Raw genomic sequence first — 24,166 nt, 5'->3', positions numbered from 1 at the left:
ATAATTTGTAATTTGGTAATCGAAACACAAATTTAGACAATTAAGTGAAGCCCATTCTCAAATTATACCGCGGATATGCCAACGATCAGGAATTAATTGTGATGGGTCATGTTTTTAAACCTACCTCTAAGAAAGATTACGATTTTCAGAAGAAAAATTTTAAAAACGCTACTTCGGTTATCCGAATGTTCCGCATTAAAACTCACGCTAATGCTGATGTTTTCCTGGAACATAGCGGAGAAAAAATCCATACCAAAACACTTGATGATGGTTATTTTAAATTTTGCATTCCGCTAAAGGAAAAATCAGGTTATGGTTGGATTGATTATAACGTAAGTATCCTATATAATGAAGAAAAAATCAGTGAAACGGCTTCTTATATAAGGCCTCATAAAGGGAATTTTGGATTTATATCTGACATTGATGATACTTTTTTGGTTTCACATACCAAAAATCCGTTAAAGAAATTATATATATTGTTGTTTAAGAATGTGTATTCCCGAAAGGTATTTGAAGATGTTGTTCCGCATTACCAGGCATTAAGTAGTGCGGGAAAGAAAAATTCAACCGAACAAAATGCCTTTTTTTATGTATCGAGCAGCGAATGGAATTTGTACCGCTTTATAACACAATTTGCCGAAATCAATCAATTGCCAAAGGCTGTTTTGCTTCTGAAAAATATTAAAACCAGCTTGATTGATTTGTTTATAACCGGACGTGGCGACCACAACCATAAGTTTGAAAAGATAAAGCACATTTTAGAATTTTATCCCGATTTGCAATACACGCTTTTGGGAGATGATTCCCAACATGATCCTTATCTTTATGAAAATATCTGTAAAATTTTCCCAGTAAACGTAAAGGCAGTTTACATACGCCAAACCGGAAGCTCCAAAAAAGAAAAAGCGGAAGCAACGTTAAAAAACCTGGAATCACTAAACGTGCAGGTTTGCTATTTTAGGAAAAGCTCTGAAGCCATAGCGCATTCCAAAAAGATTGGTTTGATTTCTTAAACGAACCTAGCCCAGATTATCTCACTAAGTGTTTATTTTTCAAAGGTGTTCGATGAACATAAATGTTTGGAATGGAATGGAAAGCTGGAAAAAGCTTCAAAAATTACATCGAATCAATTTCTTCCTGAACAGTTTCCCATTCTTCGAGAAGTCGGTCCAATTCTTTTTTCTTTTTGTTGTATGCCATAAAGAAGTTGGCATCTTCTACATGCTTGTCATAGTTTGAAGCTAACGCTTTATCATCCTGCTGAATATCGATTTCCAGCTGTTTTATTTGGCTTTCTACTTTACTCAAACGGTTTTGCAGTGATTTGCTTTTCTTTTGATCTTCATAGGAAACTTTGGCTGTTTCCTTTGGTGCTTCTTTTTTGGCAACATCTTTTTTCTCTACTTCACGCATGTTTTCCATGTTGCGTTGTTCCAGAAAATAATTGATATCGCCCAAATATTCTTTGATTTTTTGGTCTTTGAATTCGTAAACAATATTAGACATTCCCTGAAGAAAATCCCTGTCGTGAGAAACCAACAATAAAGTTCCTTCATATTTTTTTAAGGCGGCTTTCAAAACATTCTTCGATTTGATGTCCAAGTGATTTGTTGGCTCATCCATTACCAAAACGTTTATAGGCTGCAATAACAATTTACACAACGCCAAACGATTGCGTTCGCCACCCGAAAGTACTTTTACTTTTTTCTCAACATCATCACCACGAAAAAGGAAGGAACCCAACATATCACGGACTCTCGAGCGATTTCCGTCCGTAGCGGCATTGGTCATAGTTTCTAATAAAGTAATCTCGCCATCTAAATATTCTGCCTGATTTTGGGCAAAATAACCTAACTGCACATTGTGTCCTAATTTTATCGAACCTTGGTATTTAAACTCATTCACAATGGCTTTCATAAAGGTTGATTTCCCTTGTCCGTTCTGACCAACGAAGGCAATTTTACTACCGCGTTCAACCAAAAGTGAAATGTCTTTTAAAATCGTTTTATCGCCATAAGCTTTGGTCACATGTTCGGCTTCAATAACGACCTTTCCGGGACTTTGCGAAAGCGGAAACGAAATATTCATGACAGAATTATCATCCTCATCTACTTCGATGCGTTCTACTTTATCCAACTTTTTGATAAGTGATTGCGCCATCGATGCTTTAGAAGCTTTGGCACGGAATTTTTCGATTAACTTTTCTGTTTCTTCTATTTTCTTGGCTTGGTTTTTTTGCGTAGCCAATTGTTTTTCGCGAATTTCTTCACGTAAAACTAAATATTGCGAATACGGTTTGTTGTAATCATAGGCTTTGCCCAGAGAAATTTCAATCGTACGATTGGTTACATTATCCAAAAACATCTTATCGTGAGACACAATTACCACAACGCCCGGAAAATTTCGAAGAAATCCTTCCAGCCATATGATACTCTCAATATCCAAGTGATTGGTTGGCTCATCCAGCAATAAAATATCATTCGATTGCAATAACAATTTGGCTAACTCTATACGCATTCTCCAGCCACCGGAAAAAGTATCCGTTTGATTATTAAAATCTTCTCGTTTAAAACCTAAACCTAATAATATTTTCTCGGTATCGCCAACATAATTATAGCCGCCAAGTAATTCAAATCGATGTGTGTAATCGGATAAATCTTCAATGATTTGGCTATAGGTATCGCTTTCATAATCGGTTCTAGATACCAATTGATGATTTATTTTTTCTAGCTTTTTTTCAACAGCTTTTATTTCAATAAAAGCTTCATAAGCTTCTTCAAGTACGGTTCTTCCATGGTCAAAATCGATATCCTGACGAAGAAAACCCATTTTAACTTCCTTCTCGGTTGCAATCTGGCCAGAATCTGGTTTAAAATCGCCGGCAAGAATTTTAAGCATCGTTGATTTTCCGGCTCCGTTTTTCCCAACTAGTCCTACTCTGTCTCCAGAACCTAATCGAAAAGTTACCTCTTCAAAAAGGTATGTGCCTCCAAACGAAACCGATAAATTGTGTATATTCAACATAAAGAAAAAAGAATAGTATATTAGTATTAAAACCTTCCTTTGGATTTACCTTTGTGGAACCAAAAACGGAATGAAATTAAAATTTTTGCAAATGTTAAAAAAAGGATCCAAACTAAATAGTATTTTAACAGGAACTTGTCCAAGATGCCAAGAAGAAAGTATGTATGTTGATAAAAATCCATACAACTTACCAAAGATTTTAGAAATGCGAGAGAATTGCAGTCATTGTGGATTACATTATCAGATAGAGCCTTCGTTTTTTTATGGAGCGATGTACGTAAATTATGGATTGACCGTTATTGTTGGAGTGGCAGCGTTTATCATTTCAAAAGTTTTTTTGGGATTAGCATTAACGCCATCATTTATTACTATCATTTTAGCTCTAGTTGTTTTAATGCCTATTAACACAAGATTAGCTCGGAATATTTACATCAATATGTTTGTGCGTTTTGATAAAGATGCTGTTAAGAAATAGCATATCTTTTTATATCGATAGTCTTTTCAAGTGGTTTTCCGTTTTCGATAAAGTCGTATAAATCTTTTGCCAAAGTTGGCGCCAGCATTACACCACGAGTTCCGAGACCGTTTAAAATATGAAGATTTGAATGTTTTGGATGCGTGCCAAGTAATGGCCTTCTGTCTTTGACTGTTGGTCTTACACCAGCAAAATGTTCTACAATTTCAAAATCACAGTTTAGAATTTCTTTTATTCTATCAATCAATTCTTGTTTGCCTTCAGCGGTTGGCGTGTTTGTTTTGTCTTCCCAATTATAGGTTGCGCCTACTTTAAAAAGATTATCGCCCAAAGGCAAAATAAAAACGCTGGTATTTATAATCACATCCAAATCTAAATCAGCAGCTTTAATGATGAATAATTCCCCTTTAGTTCCATCCAGAGGTAAATAATTAAAAAACGGATTAGAATGCATTCCAAATCCTTCTGCGAAGATAATATGTTTGGCTTTTGTGTTTTGGTATTCAATATGGTCGTCAAACATTTTCAATTCAGTATATTCAAAAGTGTCTGAAGTAAATAAATTTAAGCTTTTTAGATAGTTGTGATAATGGGTAAGCAAAGCAATTGTGTCTACATAACCGGTTTGCAATACTTCTCCATATCCAAATGGAGCATCAATACCGTTGTACTTTTTGTGAACGATAGTAGTAGAAAGAAATGGTGCTAGATTAGGCTTATCGGAAGCTGTGAACCAATTATTTTGTTCTTCTACAGAGAAGAACTTTCGATAAATAGGAATTTTAAAATCGAATTGAACAGCTAATTTTTTTTCAATCGAAGCATAAAATCCATTTGCCAGTTCAAGTTGTTGATTAGCATTCCACACCTGACTGAATCTTTTTAATATTACTGGATTGTATAATCCGCCGGCAATGCTACTCGAACTTTGTGATTTGTTATCAAAAACTATAAATGATTTATTATGTTGCAAAAGTGTTTCTGCAAAAGCGATGCCTGCTAATCCTGAACCAACAATAATATAATCTATCATCCTATTTATAGCTAAAAAAAACTCTCACCATAAAGATGAGAGTTTTATATTGTATTATGAAATATTTCTTAGTAATTCCACATGTCAGACTCGAAACTACGAATCTTCTCTTTTACTCTTTCCGATTCTAAAAGCTGATTTTGAGAATTGTCCTTCATGTATTGTTGAATTTCTCTATCACCATAAACATTTTCTTCTTTGTAAATCTCTCCGGTAAATCTTCGAGAGTTTAACAAATGGTCAAATGTGATTGGCATTGCAGAGTTCTTATCATTAAAGGCCTTCGACTCATGCAATATATCTCTTACTGAAGGGAAGTAAACCCAGAACAAATCAATTACATCAGCGTTATCATTTCCAGCATCTCTTGCCTCAGGAGTAACCGGACACAAAGCTAACAGTCTGTATTTTAACTCACCTTGACGTTTGTCAAAATACCAATAACCTTTGATTCTATAGCCAGAAATATAACTAGCATCCAATATTTTATTATTGATAAACTGTGGGTCTAAAACTTTGGCTCCGCTTTTATAATCGTCATAATAATTATTTATCTCGTCCTTCCCCGCATCGGTAGTATCGATATAAACAAATGAAGACTCCATATCCTTAAAGGTTTTCTTGGTGTTGAAATAATCATCGGTATATACTTCGGTAATCTTACCACTCTTGATGTTTTTAACAAGTACATCAAATAGTGATCTTCTTTCCTTACCAACAAAAGCGGTATCAATAGGATAATACAAAGGAAAATTAATTCTTTCATCAAGGTCAACAAACTCCCAAATGGTTTTACCCATTAACACATCTCTGTCATGAACATAACCATAAGGCAATGGCTTGTCGTTGTCAGAAATTAACTGTGCTGCTGATTTCTTCCCAATCTCATCCGGAGTTTTGGAATTCAACAAATTTGACTGAGCAAAAGTTGAAGCACTCATTGCTACTGCAAAAATTACCGATAAAAGATTTTTAAGTTTCATAATTTATAATATACGTTATTTAAGTAGGTTTCTTTTCAACTTAAATTTTTTATTGTATTTCAAAAATAACTGGTGCAGCATCTTTAGGAATTATTCCTCCTACTCCAACAATTTTTGTTTTAATATCAAAGATAGATATTTGATCACCTTTAGAGGCTCTTGCTAAAGCTGCTTTACATTTTGCATCAACTTTATTACCGTTAACAATAACAGCTGCCTGTCCAGGTACTTTGAAACTAAAACGGGTTACATCATATCTTAAATCATAAACGAAATCTTGAAGTTCAGCAGTAACTGTGGAAACCTCTAAACGAGATTTAGCACCTTTTTGAACTCCAGTTACTCCACCAATTGCACCAGCCGGTGCAGGGATGTTTTTGATTCTAAATACTTTCTTATCTGAAACTTTAGTTTTATCTGGCAATTGACCGGTTACGCTAACAGTAACTTCAGTTCCAGACCCTGGACTAAGACTATACTGTCCTGGTTTAGAGCCTTTACTCATACCAGGAGCAGAAGCAGTAACTAGATTGTCAGTGATACCTGCAAATGAAATGGTCATTGGGTTAGGTAACCCTCTATAAACTACGTTCATTTTATCAGCAGAAATATTTGCTGAGTTTGGCTTAGGAACTACTACGTAGTTTCCTGTAATTGGTAGTCTTACAACTTCGCCACGCTCATCAAAGTCAAAAGATCCCGTAATTTCATGTTCTCCTACAGCTCCAGCTCCGAAAGAAAATTCGGCCTGACCTGCAGTGGCTTTTACTGACTGACCATTTACCACAACTGATCTTGCAACCAAGTCTGGATCATATTTACCTAAGATAACTTTTCCTTTAACTGCTTCTCCTTGAAAGAAAGCCGTTTTTTCCGGAACAACTATAGCTACATATTTTTTCAAAGATGCGGCAGAAATCAAACTTGTCTGGAACATTCCTGCAATGATATCACTTTCTGTAGTTTTAACATCGGCTTGTAATTGCGATAGTTTTGTAATTGACGCAATTAAAGGGAATCCTTTATAATTGTAATCAATCCAAGACACAGTAGTCCCTGCATTTTTAGACTTAACGGGATTTGTTGCAAATCTGTCCTGAATTTTATTAAGTTCGCTTTCAGCAATATCACTACCGCCAATTTCTTTGATTTTAGCTGAATAATTTGCAATTCTCGCTAAAAAATCCTGTCCTGCTTTAGATACTTTGTCTCCTTTGAAAAATAAATTGTCAAAATAGTCTCCTTTATCCATTTTTTCATAAACACCTTCCTCGTTCAAATCGAAACCAGTTGAAGACGCATTTTTCATATCTTCAATGTAACTATAAAATTCTTTCGATAAAGTTCTGATTTTGTCAACTTTTACTTTTTTGGCAGCAAACTGACCTGGCTGGTCTTTAGCTTGATCTGCCAATTGACGAAAGGCTTCATCATTACGTTTTGTAGTTAATTGATTTGACTCTACAATTTTTTTATTTAAAATTCCAAAAGCAGATAATACTTCTTTGGACATGTTTAATGCTAACATCGCGATGAATACCAAATACATTAGGTTAATCATCTTCTGTCTAGGGGTTAATTTTCCTCCTGCCATTTTTTCTAATTAGTTTAAATTATTATTTTGTTTAAAATATATAGTTATATAACTAATTATCCTTTGTTACTCATTGCAGAAAGCATTCCACCATATACATTGTTCAATGTAGAAAGGTTAGAAGTTAAGCTTTGCATTTGATCTTTTAATTTTAAATTGTTTTCAGCAACTTCATCGTTGATTTTTGCGTTTCTTTCTGCACTTTGCAATTGAACTTGGTATAAACCATTCAACGCTTCTAATTGACCCGCAGCTCTAGTCATTTCTTCTGAATATTTTTTAGTAGAAGCAACTGCATCAACCGTTGGAGATATAGCTTTAGCTGCACCTTCAAAGTTTTTGATGCTATTTCCTAAGCTTTCCATAAGAGCACTATCTACTTTAGCTTCTTTTAACATAGCGTCTAATTTTTGAGACAATAGACCTTGTGCATCAGTGGCATCTTCTGTTTTTACTTTTCTAGCTTTTGCTTCACCACCAGCTAGTTCTGGATAAACTAATGACCAGTCTAATTCGTTGTCAACAGGTTCAAAAGCAGACAAACCAAAAATTAACGCTTCCGTTACAAGACCAATAGTTAACATTAAGTTACCCGTAATAAATCCAAATTCTAGGTGAGTAATTTTGAATAATGCTCCAAGGATTACAACTGCTGCTCCCATCCCATATGCGAAATTCATTGCTTTTTTGCTTAATAATGCCATAATAATAAAATTTTAGTTAGTTAGTTTTAATTTATATTTAAGTTAGTTTGAAATTACTTTTTAGGTGCAGCATTCTTGGTAACCTGAGTTCCCATATAATCCTGAACTGTACGAAAACCAATATAGCTTCTAGCTGAATCTGCATATTCAAAATCTCTAGTTCCTACTTGCAAGAAGTAAGCAACATCTTTCCATGAACCACCACGAACAGCTTTTCTCATGTTTTTTAAATCTTGAACATTTGGATTTATGGAAGATACATATTCGTAAGCCGCGGCATCGTAAGATGAATCTGTCCATTCAGCAACATTTCCTGACATGTTGTACAAATTATATCCATTTGGCTCATATGATTTTGCTTCTACAGTATACAAAGCCTGATCAGCAGCATAATCTCCTCTGTTAGGTTTGAAGTTAGCTAAGAAACAACCTCTGTCATTTTTAGCATAAGGTCCACCCCAAGGAAAAGTAGCTGATTCTAATCCACCTCTAGCAGCGTATTCCCATTCCGATTCAATAGGTAAACGGAAAGTATTTATTAAATCTTGCTTTTTCTTCTTTGATTTGATATAAGAATTTTTGTTTAACGTTCTCCAAGCACAAAATGCTTTTGCTTGTTTCCAATTAACACCAACTACAGGATATTGACCATATGCTTGGTGCCAAAAATAATCGTTATGCATCGGCTCATTATAGGAGTAAGCAAAATCTTTTATCCAAACTGTAGTGTCAGGATAAACAAGTTGCTGTTCTGTTCTAATGAAATCACTTCTTTTACCTGTTTTAGCTCTTGCTGCTGCTTGGATATCCATCCATGAATATCTGAATTTTAATTTACGGACATCTATAGTTCTTAAACCATTGAAAGATTCAGCTAAAGGCAAATACATAGTATCCATAACTTCTGTGTAATATTCGTCTGGATATTTCTTGGTATCTTTTATAAGTTTGATTTTTTTATTCAATCGTCTTCCTGCATAAGGATCATCATCAGTTCCTACACTATAATAATTCTCATACATGTACTTATCGTATGGAGTCATTTTTGCAGGATCGGTATCATTAAAAGCAAAATCTCCAATACTTCCGCCTTTTCCTCCACCTTTTCCTCCTTTACCAGTTGACGTTTGTCCAACTTCATCAGCAAGAATAGCCAAACGTACTCTTATTGTAGAGTCTTTTACCCATTCTACAAACTGACGGTACTCACTATTTGTGATCTCGGTTTCATCCATATAAAATGATCTAACGGTAACCGTTTTAGTAGGCGAATCTTGTATATTAGCTGGGTCATCATCAGATTTTCCCATAATGTATGATCCACCAGTTATTAAAGTCATTCCAAATGGTTTTTCTGGATGCCATTTCCTGCCTTTAACTCCTACCAATTCACCTTTATCACTTGATCCACCACAACTGGTTAATAAAGCTAAAAATGACGCAAATGTTATGAACTTCTTCATATGTATATTTTGGGGTTATTTGAATATTTTTTTAGGGCGTAAACCTATTTATTATTTTTCAAAAAAGCAATTAATTAATATTAAATTTCATCATACAATGCTCGATAACAGTAATTCACATTCCAAAAATAGAATTAATCTTGTAATTAAAAAAATATTTTATCGATAAAATACACTTTTTAACGATAAAGTGTGCTTTTTTGTATTATTTGTAGGTTTTTTTATATTTTTATTTTATTAAATAGAATTTTTTCTTTGAGCTTTCCACCATCTTTCTGGTATTTCATTATTACAAGCTGCTAAATATTCATCATGCGAACAAGATAATAACGTATTTTTTTTAAGTTTATTGTGTTGCCCTACAAAAAAATTAATTTCTATCCACCATCTCCCAGTTTTATTACTCTTATAGAACATTAATTCTTCGTTTTCTAATGGTACAATATATTTTAAATAATTTTCTTTTGTTCCAAATGGGTACTCATTTGAACGATAATTAACACCTTCGATAAAATACCATATTATCTGGGCAATTAGAACTGAGCCTTCTTTATTGTTATTGTAATTAAAAATTCCTAAAGAACTCACTTTGTCACTTATACCTGCATATCTTGATAAACTACAAATTTCTTTCCCATCAAACCCATTCGGAGTAAAAGTAGCAAAATTTCCTGAATATGAAGACTTTACCGCATTTAAATCAATACTGACTATATCTGCATCGCGTAATGTTGGTTCCGACAATTCAATATTGTTTGAAATCTCACCTAATCTGTATGCATCAAAAAATAATTTTTCTATTAAATCTATCTCCTCTTGAGAATTATAATAGGTCTGATACCCAATATTGGTATAATTAAAAAGATTATTTGGCTCATCCAAAATTATCTTAGACAAATAAGAATTGGCCGTTATTCCATCTTCCTGTTTACCAAAATCAAATTTACTATCTATAGAAACCAAGTTGACCATTTGTTCTTGGGTATCGTATGCTCTGTATAACGGATACGTCAAATCCTGCGAACCACCAATAACAATTGGAATAATACCTTTTCGGATTAATTTAGCGGCTACTTTTTGTAAAGCAAAAAAAGTGTCTTCTAAAGAATTTCCGGGAATAATATCGCCTAAATCGGCAATTGAGCTTTGCCAGTTTCCGGGAAACAAACTATACAATTCTTTTCGTACGGCATCCAAGTTGACTTCGTCATCTACGAAATTCAATGCACCGCGGTTTTCTAAAACACCTATGATGGCAATTTTTACTTTGTCAATGTCCGGAAAGTCTTTATCTGTATGAAACGCAACTTTACTTCCCAAATGCTGTGACGACAATCCGTTTATGAATTGAATTATTTCGTTATCAACTGGTGACAGAAAATCAAATTCCATAGTTTATTTCTTTTTTGCTGGTGCTTTTTTGGCTGCAGGTTTCTTGGCTGCAGTTTTTTTTGCAGGTGTTTTCTTTTCTATTAACTCTTTAACTTGTTCCAAAGTCAATTTTGAAGCGTCAACATCTTTATTTAATTCAATCTTGATTTTACCCTTGGTGATTACTGATTTTCCCCAACGTGCTTTTTCAACCAAGATTCCTTCTTCTTTCCAATTGTGAATTACTTTATCGATATTCTTTTGTAATTTCTCTTCTATCAATTCTTCTACATCAGCTTGTGATAAATTATCGAAGTTGTATTTTTTACTTACGTTGATGAAAATGCCGTTCCATTTCAAAAATGGACCAAAACGACCTACGCCTTTTTGAACTGGCTCATTCTTATAAGTAGCAATTGGCGCATCAGCTTGTGCTTTTTCGTTTATCAGCTCTTGCGCTCTTTCCATAGTCACATCCAACGGATCTTCGCCTTTAGGCAACGAAATGAATTGTTTTCCGAAACGAACATACGGTCCAAAACGACCATTGCTAACTTCAACTTCTTCTCCTTTATATGCACCTAGGTTTTTTGGCAACAAAAATAAATTCAGTGCTTCTTCCAAAGTTATGCTGCCAATATTCTGTTCCTGACGCAAACTTGCGAATTGCTTTTCTTCATCGTCAGCTTCACCAATTTGTGCTACCGGACCAAATTTTCCTAAACGAACCAAAACTTGTTTGCCTGTTTTTGGGTCTTTACCCAATATTCTTTCCCCGCTTTCACGTTCTGCATTTTCGCCTACTTCAAGAACATTTGGATGAAACTTATCGTAGAAGTCCTGCATCATCTTTGCCCAATCGATATTTCCTTCTGCGATTTCGTCAAAGTCCTGCTCCACTTTAGCCGTAAAATTATAATCTAAAATTGCCGCAAAATTCTTTACTAAAAAGTCATTCACAATTGTTCCGATATCTGTTGGAACTAATTTCCCTTTATCAGAACCTGTATTTTCTTTTAAAATCTTTTCGTCAACTTTATTCGCTTGAAGCGAAAGCTGCGTGTACTTTCTTTCTACACCTTCTAAGTTTCCTTTTTCAACATATGTTCTGGCAATGATAGTAGAAATCGTTGGCGCATAAGTAGATGGACGACCAATACCAAGCTCTTCTAATTTCTTTACCAAAGAGGCTTCGGTATATCTTGATGCCGCTCTTGTATATCTTTCGGTTGCAGTGATAGTATTGTTTTGTAATCTTTCATTCACTTTTAATGCAGGCAACATTCCTTCTTGTTCTTCATCGTCGTCGTCATTGCCTTCTAGATATACTTTTAAGAAACCTTCAAATTTGATTACTTCTCCCGATGCCTGAAAAACTTCAGCATGATTATTGGCTTCAATCCTTACATTGGTTCTTTCTAATTCGGCATCGCTCATTTGTGATGCTAATGTTCTTTTCCAAATCAAATCGTATAAACGCGCTTGATCTCTTTCAACATTAACAGTGTGTCTCGACATATCTGTTGGACGAATCGCTTCATGTGCTTCTTGTGCACCTTTGCTTTTTGTATTGAATGTTCTAGGTTTTGAAAACTCTCTTCCGTATGATTTAGTGATTTCAGCTTGTGCTGCATCCATCGCTTCTTTAGAAAGATTCACACTATCGGTTCTCATATAGGTAATCAATCCCGCTTCGTACAAACGTTGTGCGATTTGCATCGTAATTCCAACCGGTAAATACAATTTACGTGCAGCTTCCTGTTGTAACGTTGACGTTGTAAACGGCGCTGCTGGTGATTTTTTTGTTGGTTTAGTTTCTAAATCGGCTACCTTATAAATAGAACCAACATTTTTATTTAGAAAATCTTCGGCTTCTTTTTTGGTTGCAAAGTTTTTTGGTAATTTGGCTTTCACCACTTTTCCGGCTTCGTTTGTAAATTCGGCAGTTACTGAATAAGATGCTACAGGGTTGAACTCTTGAATTTCTCTTTCTCTTTCAACAATTAAACGCACTGAAACCGATTGCACACGACCAGCCGATAATCCGCCTTTTACTTTTTTCCATAAAACCGGAGAAAGTTCATATCCAACCAATCTGTCTAAAACTCTACGTGCTTGTTGGGCATTTACTAAATTATAATCGATTTCTCTTGGATTATCGATGGCTTTTAGAATGGCATTTTTGGTAATTTCGTGGAAAACTATTCTTTTAGTTTTGGCTTTGTCTAATTTCAATTCTTCCGCTAAGTGCCAAGAAATGGCTTCTCCTTCGCGGTCCTCATCGGAAGCTAACCAAACCATTTCGGCGTTTTTGGCTAGTCCTTTTAATTTGGTGACCAAAGCTTTTTTATCGGAGGAGACTTCATATTTGGGTTTGAATCCGTTCAAAACATCTACTCCAATTTCTTTAGAAGGCAAGTCGGCAATATGCCCGTAACTTGACTCTACTTGGAAATCACTTCCTAGAAATTTTTCGATGGTCTTGGCTTTTGCCGGTGACTCAACTATAACTAAATTCTTTGCCATATCCCGATTGTTTATGTCGGCAAAAGTAATTGTTTTTTTTAAAAAATGATTTTATTCTATTTTTTTAACCACATCTCTTGGAATGGTTGATGGAAATTAGTGTTTTAAATATGAAATCATTTTAGAAATAGTAGGTTTTTTAAAAAACTTGTAAAATCGAGAGTTCCGAAAACAAGAATTAGTTTGAAAGGCAGTAGTTTGCTATATTATCCCTGCATATTTTAAGACCCGATAATCATTCTGGAATACTTGCCAAATAGTAGTCTAAACAACCAAACAACCAACATACTCATGAGTATAGAAATCACAAGTATTAAAACGCCTCCTAATAAAGCATTAAATTTTACAATTTTTATAAAAAAAGTAATTGGCCCAAAATATCCCAGCAAGACTCCTATAAAAAAAACATGCAAAAAATAAATAGCAAAAGCATCTTTTGCTATTGGTTGTAGCCATTTTGGTTGCTTTTCTCCTAAAGATTTAAAAAACAATAAAACCAACATAGAAATCACAATTTTTTGAAAATAATAAAGCGCCGATAAAATAGAAAACACTCCTACTTTATCATAATCATTGAGTGTTGCATATAATATTGCCGAAGAAGCAATAACTGCCATGACTAACAAAAGATACTTGTTTTTGTGTATCAACGCTATTTTTGTTTCTAAATTATCAGCTAAATACATTCCAGCGGCATATGCACCCGTAAAATGAACCATATTATGAAAACTTAAAAAATCACTTGTATACAATTCCCTCACTTCCTCTCGCCTTACTACTAAAGGCGTGAATATAATAATTACCATTAGCCAATTCCCCCATCTTTTTATTTGCATTAAATAGTCTAAAAAAGGAGTTACCAAATATAAAAACAACAATACCGGAATATACCAAAATACAAACATTGCTTTTCCATAAATAAAATTGCGAGGCAAATCATTTAAATAATTATTAAAACTAGTTTGATACACAAAAAAATCATACACCTTATTATCAAATACAGTATAGAGTAATGTAAAAAAAATATAAGGCAGCAGGACATATTTAAATTTGCTGCTAAAGAATTGTTGATATCCTTTTTTCTTTAAAATAGCCGTATATAACAAACCTGAAATAAGTGCAAAATAAATTGTACTGTTGTGAAACAACAACTCATTAGCTATAGAAATTAGGTCTTTTGGATTATTTGATGCTTCCCATGCTGAAAATCCAATAGCATGAATAGCAACAATATTAACAATAGCAAACCCTCTAAAACTGTGCATGTAGGAAAGGAAAGCAGGTTTGGAAGTCGATGCTGTTCTCATTTTTACTATTATTAGACAGTGCAATTTAACAATAAATGTTAATTTACACGTTTTTCATTCCATCAATTGCAATAAGTTGAATTATCATTCTCTGCCATCTTGTCATATTTTGTAATTTAGTATTATCTTTGTTGTCCCGGATAACCGAAGATTATTTTATGGAAAAAGAAATTGACGAGAAAAAACAAGGTACTAGTCTTGTTTTGGAACACAAAAAAGAAAATACCAAAAAACTATTTATAGAAAGCTATGGCTGTGCGATGAATTTTTCGGACAGTGAAGTGGTGGCTTCCATTTTAACTAATGAAGGTTATAATACTACCACTATATTAGAAGAAGCCGACTTGGTTTTGGTAAACACTTGTTCTATTCGTGATAAAGCTGAACAAACGGTTAGAAAGCGTTTGGAAAAATACAATGCCGTGAAACGTGAGGTAAATCCGGGAATGAAAGTGGGTGTTTTAGGTTGTATGGCAGAACGTTTGAAAGAGAAGTTTCTTGACGAAGAGAAAATTGTTGACATGGTTGTAGGTCCGGATGCTTACAAGGATTTACCCAACTTGCTGAAAGAAGTCGAAGACGGCAGAGATGCTATCAATGTGATTTTATCGAAAGAAGAAACCTACGGCGATATTTCACCTGTACGTTTGATGAGCAATGGTGTAACCGCTCTTGTTTCTATTACACGTGGTTGTGATAATATGTGCACATTTTGCGTGGTCCCTTTCACTCGCGGACGAGAACGCAGTCGGGAACCGCAAAGTATTCTTAAAGAAATCCAAGATTTATGGAGCAAAGGATTTAAAGAAGTAACCCTTCTTGGTCAAAATGTAGACAGCTATCTTTGGTATGGTGGCGGTTTGAAAAAAGATTTTGATAAAGCTTCCGAAATGCAGCAAGCCACAGCAGTTGGTTTTGACCAATTATTAGAAATGGTTGCGGTACAGTTTCCGAAAATGCGTATTCGTTTTTCAACATCAAATCCGCAAGACATGCATGAAGAAGTGTTGCATGTGATTGCCAAATATCCAAATGTTTGTAAACATGTTCATTTACCGGTTCAAAGTGGAAGCGACAGGATTCTTAAAGAAATGAATCGTTTACACACACGTACAGAATATTTACATTTAATTGATAAAATTCATCAAATCATCCCTGATGCCAGTGTTACTCAAGATATGATTGCCGGTTTCCCAACGGAAACAGAAGCAGATCATCAAGATACTTTGAGCCTAATGGAAGCTGTAAAATATAGCTTTGGTTATATGTATTCGTATTCAGAGCGTCCGGGAACTTTGGCTGGAAGAAAGATGAAGGATGATGTGCCAGAGGAAACCAAATTCCGCAGATTACAAGAAATTGTCGATTTACAACGTATTCACAGCGGCTTCAGAACCAAAGAGTTTGTTGGCAAAACCGTAGAAGTCTTAGTAGAAAAAGTTTCTAAAAAATCAGATAAAGATTTATCAGGAAGAAATTCTCAAAGCTTAGTGGTAGTTTTCCCAAGAGAAGACTATAAAATTGGTGATTTTGTCAATGTGAAAATAACGAATTGCACCAGCGGAACTTTGATTGGGAAAGCTGTTGGATATTCAAATATGAATTAAAAAAATAAGCCACGAATTACACAAATTTTCACAAATTTAATCTGTGATAATTTGTGGAATCTGTGGCAAAAAAACAAATAAAATTGCATCGCAAGCACTTAATGAAATATGGAAACAGTACAAAGTATAAAACAACGATTTGAGATTATTGGGAATGACCCAAAACTGAATCGTGCCATAGAAAAAGCGATACAGGTTGCCCCTACTGATATTTCGGTATTGGTTGTCGGTGAAAGTGGCGTTGGTAAAGAAAGCATTCCCAGAATTATTCATTCGCTTTCGCATAGAAAACACGGAAAATATATTGCCGTAAACTGTGGCGCCATTCCGGAAGGAACTATTGATAGTGAACTTTTTGGGCATGAAAAAGGTTCGTTTACCGGAGCTAACGCAGAACGTCAAGGATATTTTGAAGTCGCTGATGGCGGAACAATTTTCCTCGATGAAGTAGGCGAATTACCCTTGACAACACAAGTGCGTTTACTTCGTGTTTTGGAAAACGGCGAATTCCTAAAAGTGGGTTCATCGCAAGTACAAAAAACCAATGTTCGTATCGTTGCGGCTACCAATGTAAATTTATTTGATGCTATCGAAAAAGGGAAATTCCGTGAAGATTTATACTATCGTTTGAGTACAGTTGATATTCCTTTGCCGCCTTTGCGTGACAGAAAGGATGACATTCATTTATTATTTCGAAAATTTGCTTCCGATTTTGCGCATAAATATAAAATGCCACCCGTTAAACTGAGTGATGAAGCCATTCAATTTTTGCAAAAATACCGCTGGAGCGGAAACATCCGTCAGCTCAGAAATTTTGCCGAACAGCTTTCGGTTTTGGAAACCAATCGCGATATTTCTTTGGCAACTTTACAATCCTATCTTCCAATTGAAGGCAACAATTTGCCTTCAGTTATTGGTGGAAAAAAATCGGAAAATGATTTTTCTACTGAAAGAGATATTTTATACAAAGTCCTTTTTGACATGAAAAGCGATTTGCATGATTTGAAAAAGCTAACGATGGAATTAATGCAAAACGGAAGTTCCAAAGTGCAGGAAATGAATAAGAATTTGATTCAGAAGGTCTTTGGCCAAAAAGAGGAAAGTGTTTCTAATTTTGCAGATGAACAAAGATTGAACTCGATTTCTTCGCAAAACGAAGCAGAACAAGAAGAGTTTGACGATGACGATGAAACGAATTACCTAATGGCAGAAACCATTGATGAGGAAGAAGTATTGAAATTAGAGCAAAAAGAAATTGAACTCATCAAGAAATCTTTGGAACGTCATAAAGGCAAAAGAAAAGCCGCTGCTGATGAATTAGGAATCTCTGAAAGAACGCTTTATCGAAAAATTAAGCAGTACGACTTATAAATTTTTTATTCAACACATACCTTTTTATGTTTACGCCAACCAAATTTATAGTCATGCAAAAAATTATCGCCCTTTGCGTTTTAACGATAACGTTATTCTCTTGTAGCAGCGAAGAAAACAGTTCTGTCAGCAATCCAAATTTATTACAAAGGGTCGATTTTTATCCGGGTACAACTTTCGAGCAACGTTGGAATTTTAATTCGGAGGGATTATTAACTAGTATAACCAATGCTGACAACGAGTTAATAGAATTATTTGTTTACGATAGCAATAACAATGTTATACAAGATATAAAATATAATTCCGGTTCACCCACAGAAAATTATATTATTAGCTACAATTCAAGCAATAGAATCGTGAGTATTAACGGAAAACAATACAATTATAATGTCTCACAAAATCGTTATTACTATACCATAGGAAATGAAAGTTTTTCTTGTAGTTTAAATGCTGATGGGATTGCAACACATTATTCCGATTTTTTTGATTTTCCTGATGAAGGCGATGATATTCTAACCGAATTTTCTTTTACTTATGAAAATGACAATATGCTCAGCATGTCAGGTTTTGGGAATAATATGAGTGAAGTTGAAGTAAACTTTAATTACGGAACGGTTATAAACCCATTAAAAATTGCTACACTCCAAGTATTAAGGATAAAATCAATACTAGAACCTAATTTTTTTAACACCGGAATTTCTTCTAATAATATAAAAGAATATCAAAGTTATGCAGTAGGAGATCCTGAGACTCATTCTTTTGGAATGTTATTTTACCCCAGCAATAAAATAGAATTACTAACACAAGAAAATTTTTCTAATAGTGTTTTTGAATCTACCTATACCAACTCCCATTATTACTACCAAGGTGATATTCTTCCATAATTCAAAATAAAGAATTACTTTAGCGGTCTTTAATTTTTACCATGAAGTTTTTAAAAATACTTTCAATTTTCATCATTACTCTGAGTGTAAACAGTTGTTCTGTTTATAACTTTACTGGTGCTAAGCCAATAGATGCAAAGACATTTCAAGTGAATTATTTTCAGAATACTGCCGATTTAATTGAACCCGGAATTGAACGAAGATTCACGATCAGACTACAGGAAATTATTCAGAATCAAACTAACTTGAATTTGACCAATTCCAATGGTGATCTACTTTATGAAGGCGAAATTGTAGAATATAGAATATCACCAATGCAAGCCACTGCTTCTCAAACTGCCGCTCAAAGTAGATTGACTATTTCTGTTATGGTTCGTTTTAGTAATAAAAATAAAGAAGCCGACAATTTTGAGAGACGTTTCTCTTTTTACAGAGATTATGAAGGAAGTTCACTTCCCACTGGCTCGGTATTAAACGACTATATTGATGAAATTTTTGAGCGCATAACACAAGATGTTTTTAATGAGTCTTTAGCCAAATGGTAATTTGACACGATGAACTTAACAGATTACACATATCTACTCAACAAACCTGACGCTATCAATGATAGGTACGCTGAAACATTGGACAACGTTTTGACTGCATTCCCTTATTTTCAAAGTGCGCGTGTATTGAAGTTAAAGCATCTGTATAATCAAGATAGTTTTAATTATAATTATGCCCTGAAAGTTTCCGCTGCTTATACTACAGATAGAAGCATTTTATTCGATTTTATCACTTCCGATTCTTTTGTATCTGTACAAAAAGGCTTGTACGAAAAGAAGCTGGAAGAACTAATGAATATGAGTGTCATTGGAAGCGAACATATCATTGTGGAAGCTAATCAGCCTTTTGTTGATGCTTTAGAACAATCTATTTTAACTTCTATCAAAGAAGCTTCAACTACAGAAGAACAAAAAGCAGAAGAAAAATTAGCAATCGGTAAACCATTAGAGTTTTCTAAAAACGAGAAGCATTCTTTTCAGGAATGGTTGCAATTGTCACGATTAAAACCGATTGTCAGAGAAGAAATAAAACCTTCAGTTAATGATGCAAAAAAGAAAAAATTAGATTTAATTGACAAATTCATCGAGAACAATCCGAAAATAACACCAATAGCAAAAGACGCTACAGTTCCAGTAATAGAAGTCATTTCGGAAGACACTTCCCACTTGATGACCGAGACTTTAGCCAGAGTATATTTAGAACAAAAAAAATATTCAAAAGCAATTCAAGCCTATGAAATATTAATTTTGAAATATCCAGAAAAAAGTAGTTTCTTTGCAAACCGAATTTCGGATATTAAAATTTTACAACAAAATAATAATTAAGTAATGAGCACATTTTCAATCTTTTTAGTATTAATAACAATAGTTTGTTTTTTATTAATCATAGTAATTATGGTACAAAACCCTAAAGGTGGTGGTTTATCATCTTCATTAGGTGGTTCAACACAAATGGGTGGTGTTCAAAAAACAACTGACTTTTTAGATAAAAGTACTTGGACCTTAGCAGGTATATTAATCATTTTAATTTTATTGTCAAGCTTAAGTTTCTCAGGAAGTCTGAGTGATGCTGATTCAAAAATCATTAATGATAAAGAAGCAGCTGCTCCAAAAACTGTAACTCCAGCTCCGGCTAAACCAGCTGAGACTCCAAAAAAATAATTTGTATTCAAAAAATATAATGCCAGCACTGACATGCTGGCATTTTTTTTAGAAAAAATGTCGCTTGGCACAATTTCTGACTAGCGATAACCAACATTAAAATAACATAAAAATATAATTATGGCATTAAATATTAAACCTCTTTCAGACAGAGTTATTATCGAACCTGCTGCTGCGGAAACGCAAACAGCTTCTGGAATCATTATTCCAGATACGGCAAAGGAAAAACCACAAAAAGGAACTGTTGTAGCTGTTGGAAACGGTAAAAAAGACGAACCAATAACGGTTAAAGTTGGCGATGTTGTTCTTTATGGAAAATATGCTGGAACTGATTTGAAGTTCAATGGAAAAGATTACCTAATCATGCGTGAAGATGATATTCTTGCAATTATCTAAATCTTAAATCAAGTGTCATCCCAAGGGCATCCCTAAATTTCGGAAGTGGTAACTTATAATTAAAATAAAAATAACCTAATAAAAGAGGCTGCGATTGCTTCGTTCCTCGCAATGACAAATTATGGCAAAAGATATAAAATTCGATATTGAAGCTCGCGACGGTTTAAAACGTGGCGTTGATGCATTAGCAAATGCAGTAAAAGTAACTCTTGGACCAAAAGGTCGTAACGTAATTATTGGAAAATCATTTGGTGGGCCAACCGTTACCAAAGACGGTGTTACCGTTGCAAAAGAAATTGAATTGAAAGATCCATTAGAAAACATGGGTGCACAAATGGTAAAAGAAGTAGCTTCAAAAACCAACGATTTAGCTGGTGACGGAACTACAACTGCAACTGTTTTGGCTCAAGCAATTGTAAAAGAAGGTTTGAAAAACGTTGCTGCCGGTGCTAATCCGATGGATTTAAAACGTGGAATTGATAAAGCAGTTGAAGCTATTGTGACTGACCTTGCAAAACAAGCTCAAGTTGTTGGAAGCGATTCTGAAAAAATAAAGCAAATTGCTTCTATTTCCGCAAATAATGATGAAGTGATTGGTGATTTGATTGCGACTGCTTTTGGAAAAGTAGGTAAAGAAGGTGTTATCACTGTGGAAGAAGCCAAAGGAACTGACACTTACGTGGATGTTGTTGAAGGAATGCAGTTTGACAGAGGATATTTGTCTCCGTATTTCGTTACGAATCCAGAGAAAATGGAAGTGGAATTAGAAAGACCATACATTCTTTTATATGACAAAAAAGTGTCTTCTCTAAAAGAATTATTACCAATATTAGAACCAGTTGCACAATCTGGGAAACCATTATTGATTATTGCTGAAGATGTTGATGGCGAAGCTTTATCGACATTGGTTGTAAATAAATTACGTGGTGCATTGAAAATTGCCGCGGTAAAAGCTCCTGGATTTGGAGATAGAAGAAAAGCGATGTTGGAAGATATTGCCATCTTGACCGGCGGAACTGTCATTGCTGAAGAAAGTGGGTATACTTTAGAAAACACTACTTTAGAAATGTTGGGTACTGCTGAAAAAGTAACTATCGATAAAGACAATACAACTTTAGTAAATGGTGCCGGTACGGCTGACATGATTAAAAATCGTGTAAACCAAATCAAAGGTCAAATGGAGTCAACGACTTCTGATTACGATAAAGAAAAACTGCAGGAGCGTTTGGCTAAATTGGCTGGCGGTGTTGCCGTACTTTATGTTGGTGCTGCTTCTGAAGTAGAAATGAAAGAGAAAAAAGACCGTGTTGATGATGCGCTGCATGCTACTCGAGCTGCAGTTGAAGAAGGAATCGTAGCTGGTGGTGGCGTAGCTTTATTAAGAGCAAAATCTGTTTTAGACAAAATAAAAGCCGACAATGCAGACGAAGCTACTGGAATTCAAATTGTTTCTCGTGCAGTGGAATCTCCTTTGAGAACGATTGTTGAAAATGCTGGATTAGAAGGTTCAGTCGTAGTTGCAAAAGTTTCTGAAGGAAAAGCAAACTTTGGTTATAACGCCAAAACAGACGAATATGTTGACATGCTAAAAGCAGGAATCATCGACCCTAAAAAAGTAACGCGTGTGGCTCTAGAAAATGCTGCTTCAGTTGCCGGAATGATATTGACAACCGAATGTGCTTTGGTGGAAATCAAAGAAGAAAACGCAGGTGGAATGCCAATGGGCGGTGGAATGCCGGGAATGATGTAATTCAATGTACTAGATACAAAGTGCAAAGTATATATTTTAAAAACGCCTCAATTTCTTGAGGCGTTTTTTTTATTCTTCTTGTTTTGGTGTTTTCTTTATCATCTTCAGGAAAACCGGAAAGGTAGAAATCACTATAATTCCGATGACGATTTTCTCAATGTGATGTTTTAAATCAATATCATATTTCTCTAAAAACATTCCGTAAAGATAATGCCCGGAGAAAACAAGGATGAACGACCAAAGGAACGAACTTACAATATTGTAAAACATAAACTTCTTTTTATCCATAGTCACTATTCCGGCTACAATGGGCGCAAAGGTTCTGACAATTGGTAAAAAACGCGCAAAAATGATAGCTTTCCCACCATATCTTTCAAAGAAATCTTTAGACTGAATCAGATACTTTTTCTTGAACCAAAAACTGTCTTCCTTTTTATATAGATAATAACCGCTTTTGGAACCAAACCAATACCCAATCATATTTCCAAAAATTCCCGCTATAGCAATTAAAGTTGATAGAAGAACAACATTAATTACGTCACTTTTAATGAATGTGAAATTTTCAATTAAGTCTCGACTGTAAATTCCAGCTAAGAAAAGTAAACTATCTCCAGGCAAAAAGAATCCAGCAAACAAACCTGTTTCCGCAAAAACAATAAACAATACAATCCACAAACCAATTTTTGTTTCACCAATTGAAAAGTTTATATAAAACTCGGGATTTAATAATTGTGTCCAGTCAAAACTACTCATAGAGTAAAAATTTAAGTGTATAAAATCGAGCGTGAAAATACTGTTTTTTTTTGGGATAACTGTTATATTTCACAAATCGATAACTAATGCTTTTGCAAATCTAAATTTTGAAGTAATAATATTGAAACTGTATGATTCATTGCAGAATTACCAGCACTAGACGTAACAAACTGATTCATATAACCTAACTCTAAACGTGTATTATTGTTGTAATTCAATCCCAGTCCAATTAAAAATCGGTTTTGATCGATAACTTTAGAATTGATTACATTGTTGCCCAAAGTCAGAAAAAATTCGTCCTGAACAATAGCATAAACTTCTTCGTTACTTGATCTTAAATTTGCGATGTGAAATAAATTTCTGTTCAAATAGCGAAATCTGTTCTGATAATTCGTAACATTACTTTCAGTCGCTAATTGCTCAACCCATCGTTGTTCTAGTCGAAATCTGTGAATGATAGTGTTCTTATTATCATTCCATTTTTCATTGAGTTGGTATTGTTCCCAAAACCTGTTTTCTCTGTAAAACTTAGCTAACGAAGCATTATAAGTATTAACTAAAGCATAGCCGCCACTTATAGTTTTAGTTTTTGACAAATAATAGATCCCGCCAATTCTAAATAAATTTTGAAGATTTTGTTGCAGTTGATTGTCAAGTCTGAATTGAGCTTCAATGTGACAGCCCCAATTTTCAGAAACCTTATATTGTCCTGTGTAAGCAAACCAAACTCTTTGGTCTTGAACTGTTTTTTGAGAAAAACAATTGTTATAAATCAACAATAACAAAACGATTCCTATCTTTTTCAATTCCTTTTTTCTTGTAAAAATAAGCATAAAAAAAACTCCTTAAAAATTAAGGAGTTTTAAAATTATTTTCTTTCATATTTACAACAGCTATGAAGCTTCGCATATACCTCATAAGTGGTTTTAACTTCTTCTGTGTCATGACCTATTTTCGCAATCGCCGTTTTTACATCAAGTAATGAACATTTTTCTTCGTTTACAATAACAGCCATTTCATGAGTTTCAATATTCCAAACTGCTGATTTTACACCAGCAACAGAAAATGCTGCTTTTTCGATTCTTTTTTTACATTGTTCACAATTGCCATTGACTTCAAATTCATATTTGGCATTTTTATTTTTTTTATCTTGTGCTTGTGCTTGTGCTGAAAGTGCTACAAACAGTAACATCATTCCTAAAACTATATTTTTACTCAC

The 24,166-nt window shown here is 34.4% G+C and carries 22 protein-coding genes; 10 read left to right on the top strand and 12 right to left on the bottom strand.

Annotated features, from left to right (window positions below; translation table 11 throughout):
• Positions 1-44: 44 nt before the first annotated feature.
• Entirely contained in the window at positions 45-1,013 is a 969-nt protein-coding gene (locus RMN97_RS05910) for an App1 family protein (RefSeq protein WP_309613600.1), read from the top strand.
• A 103-nt stretch (positions 1,014-1,116) separates the two neighbouring features.
• Here RMN97_RS05910 and RMN97_RS05905 read toward each other — a convergent pair whose 3' ends face one another.
• The gene (locus RMN97_RS05905; protein ID WP_309613599.1) at positions 1,117-3,024 is read right to left on the bottom strand and encodes an ATP-binding cassette domain-containing protein; all 1,908 of its coding nucleotides are present in this window, start codon (positions 3,022-3,024) and stop codon (positions 1,117-1,119) included.
• 91 nt (positions 3,025-3,115) lie between these two features.
• Here RMN97_RS05905 and RMN97_RS05900 point away from each other — a divergent pair, with 91 nt between their 5' ends.
• On the top strand, positions 3,116-3,499 hold the full coding sequence (locus tag RMN97_RS05900; RefSeq protein WP_309613598.1) for a DUF983 domain-containing protein: 384 nt from the start codon (positions 3,116-3,118) through the stop codon (positions 3,497-3,499).
• Here the strand turns inward: RMN97_RS05900 and RMN97_RS05895 are convergent.
• The 8 genes from RMN97_RS05895 to RMN97_RS05860 form a co-directional block, all read right to left on the bottom strand.
• On the bottom strand, positions 3,489-4,532 hold the full coding sequence (locus RMN97_RS05895; protein ID WP_309613597.1) for an FAD-dependent oxidoreductase: 1,044 nt from the start codon (positions 4,530-4,532) through the stop codon (positions 3,489-3,491). The two genes, RMN97_RS05900 and RMN97_RS05895, sit on opposite strands and share 11 nt — an antisense overlap.
• Positions 4,533-4,600: 68 nt before the next feature.
• Positions 4,601-5,515: a gliding motility protein GldN gene (gldN, locus tag RMN97_RS05890; protein WP_309613596.1), complete on the bottom strand. Its 915-nt coding sequence runs from the start codon at positions 5,513-5,515 to the stop codon at positions 4,601-4,603.
• Positions 5,516-5,564: 49 nt separating this feature from the next.
• The gene (gene gldM, locus RMN97_RS05885; RefSeq protein WP_309613595.1) at positions 5,565-7,109 is read right to left on the bottom strand and encodes a gliding motility protein GldM; all 1,545 of its coding nucleotides are present in this window, start codon (positions 7,107-7,109) and stop codon (positions 5,565-5,567) included.
• Between the two features lie 56 nt (positions 7,110-7,165).
• Positions 7,166-7,813 carry a gliding motility protein GldL gene (gene gldL, locus RMN97_RS05880; RefSeq protein WP_309613594.1) on the bottom strand — a complete coding sequence of 216 codons (648 nt, stop codon included), beginning with the start codon at positions 7,811-7,813 and terminating at the stop codon, positions 7,166-7,168.
• 53 nt (positions 7,814-7,866) lie between these two features.
• Positions 7,867-9,276 (bottom strand): gliding motility lipoprotein GldK, encoded by a 1,410-nt coding sequence (gldK, locus tag RMN97_RS05875; RefSeq protein ID WP_309613593.1) that lies wholly within the window; start codon positions 9,274-9,276, stop codon positions 7,867-7,869.
• Between the two features lie 237 nt (positions 9,277-9,513).
• Entirely contained in the window at positions 9,514-10,668 is a 1,155-nt protein-coding gene (locus tag RMN97_RS05870; protein ID WP_309613592.1) for a formimidoylglutamase, read from the bottom strand.
• Positions 10,669-10,671: 3 nt separating this feature from the next.
• Entirely contained in the window at positions 10,672-13,173 is a 2,502-nt protein-coding gene (gene topA / locus RMN97_RS05865) for a type I DNA topoisomerase (RefSeq protein ID WP_309613591.1), read from the bottom strand.
• A 221-nt stretch (positions 13,174-13,394) separates the two neighbouring features.
• Positions 13,395-14,480 (bottom strand): acyltransferase, encoded by a 1,086-nt coding sequence (locus RMN97_RS05860; RefSeq protein WP_309613590.1) that lies wholly within the window; start codon positions 14,478-14,480, stop codon positions 13,395-13,397.
• A 158-nt stretch (positions 14,481-14,638) separates the two neighbouring features.
• On the opposite strand from RMN97_RS05860, the gene miaB reads away from it, so the two are divergent.
• From miaB to groL, 8 genes are all read left to right on the top strand, one after another.
• A complete protein-coding gene (gene miaB, locus RMN97_RS05855; protein WP_309613589.1) occupies positions 14,639-16,087 on the top strand; it encodes a tRNA (N6-isopentenyl adenosine(37)-C2)-methylthiotransferase MiaB in 1,449 nt (482 codons plus the stop codon).
• A 108-nt stretch (positions 16,088-16,195) separates the two neighbouring features.
• Positions 16,196-17,458: a sigma-54 dependent transcriptional regulator gene (locus tag RMN97_RS05850; protein WP_309613588.1), complete on the top strand. Its 1,263-nt coding sequence runs from the start codon at positions 16,196-16,198 to the stop codon at positions 17,456-17,458.
• Positions 17,459-17,511: 53 nt separating this feature from the next.
• Positions 17,512-18,342 carry a hypothetical protein gene (locus RMN97_RS05845; RefSeq protein ID WP_309613587.1) on the top strand — a complete coding sequence of 277 codons (831 nt, stop codon included), beginning with the start codon at positions 17,512-17,514 and terminating at the stop codon, positions 18,340-18,342.
• Between the two features lie 41 nt (positions 18,343-18,383).
• Positions 18,384-18,887, top strand: a complete 504-nt coding sequence (locus tag RMN97_RS05840) for an LptE family protein (RefSeq protein ID WP_309613586.1) — start codon at positions 18,384-18,386, stop codon at positions 18,885-18,887.
• Between the two features lie 9 nt (positions 18,888-18,896).
• Complete coding sequence (locus RMN97_RS05835) at positions 18,897-19,712, top strand: tetratricopeptide repeat protein (RefSeq protein ID WP_309613585.1); 816 nt, start codon at positions 18,897-18,899, stop codon at positions 19,710-19,712.
• A 3-nt stretch (positions 19,713-19,715) separates the two neighbouring features.
• Positions 19,716-20,048 (top strand): preprotein translocase subunit SecG, encoded by a 333-nt coding sequence (secG, locus tag RMN97_RS05830; protein WP_309613584.1) that lies wholly within the window; start codon positions 19,716-19,718, stop codon positions 20,046-20,048.
• A 120-nt stretch (positions 20,049-20,168) separates the two neighbouring features.
• Positions 20,169-20,444 carry a co-chaperone GroES gene (groES, locus tag RMN97_RS05825; protein WP_309613583.1) on the top strand — a complete coding sequence of 92 codons (276 nt, stop codon included), beginning with the start codon at positions 20,169-20,171 and terminating at the stop codon, positions 20,442-20,444.
• Between the two features lie 121 nt (positions 20,445-20,565).
• Positions 20,566-22,194, top strand: coding sequence for a chaperonin GroEL (groL, locus tag RMN97_RS05820; RefSeq protein ID WP_309613582.1), 1,629 nt, complete (start codon positions 20,566-20,568; stop codon positions 22,192-22,194).
• Between the two features lie 69 nt (positions 22,195-22,263).
• On the opposite strand, the gene RMN97_RS05815 is transcribed toward groL, so the two are convergent.
• The 3 genes from RMN97_RS05815 to RMN97_RS05805 all read right to left on the bottom strand — a co-directional run bounded on the left by RMN97_RS05815 (position 22,264) and on the right by RMN97_RS05805 (position 24,142).
• Entirely contained in the window at positions 22,264-22,947 is a 684-nt protein-coding gene (locus tag RMN97_RS05815) for a VTT domain-containing protein (RefSeq protein ID WP_309613581.1), read from the bottom strand.
• Between the two features lie 83 nt (positions 22,948-23,030).
• On the bottom strand, positions 23,031-23,753 hold the full coding sequence (locus tag RMN97_RS05810) for a DUF2490 domain-containing protein (protein WP_309613580.1): 723 nt from the start codon (positions 23,751-23,753) through the stop codon (positions 23,031-23,033).
• A gap of 62 nt (positions 23,754-23,815) precedes the next feature.
• Positions 23,816-24,142 carry a heavy-metal-associated domain-containing protein gene (locus tag RMN97_RS05805; RefSeq protein ID WP_409024879.1) on the bottom strand — a complete coding sequence of 109 codons (327 nt, stop codon included), beginning with the start codon at positions 24,140-24,142 and terminating at the stop codon, positions 23,816-23,818.
• Positions 24,143-24,166 lie beyond the last annotated feature (24 nt).

Origin of the sequence: Flavobacterium sp. (genome assembly GCF_031381455.1) — a bacterium.
Lineage (GTDB): Bacteria > Bacteroidota > Bacteroidia > Flavobacteriales > Flavobacteriaceae > Flavobacterium.
This window is presented reverse-complemented; position numbering and strand designations above follow the sequence as displayed.